The 255-nt window shown below is 32.5% G+C and carries 1 pseudogene; it reads right to left on the reverse strand.

Features of this window, described 5'->3' with window-relative positions:
* Window positions 1-231, reverse strand: a pseudogene (locus GNY06_RS05320) (IS5/IS1182 family transposase); the annotation flags it as partial.
* Window positions 232-255: the final 24 nt, after the last annotated feature.

Consider the following 255-nt stretch of genomic DNA (forward strand, 5'->3'; position numbering starts at 1 on the left):
ATAATAATAATTCTTGGCTGTTTTATTATTCCTGAGATTGGTTTTAATATTGGCGATTATTTTTTCTTTTTCTAACATTTGTCTTAAATTTTCACTGTCAAATCCTGCATCAGCATTCAGAAACAATTCTTTATGATCTATTTCTGCTTCGCTTAGAAGGGACAGAATTTCTTTCAAACTACCTTCTATTTGGTATAAATCGTGATGATGGCCACTTTTTGGACTTCCCATTGCCAACATTTGTCCCTGGTTATC

This window comes from Elizabethkingia argenteiflava (assembly GCF_009904105.1).
Lineage (GTDB): Bacteria > Bacteroidota > Bacteroidia > Flavobacteriales > Weeksellaceae > Elizabethkingia > Elizabethkingia argenteiflava.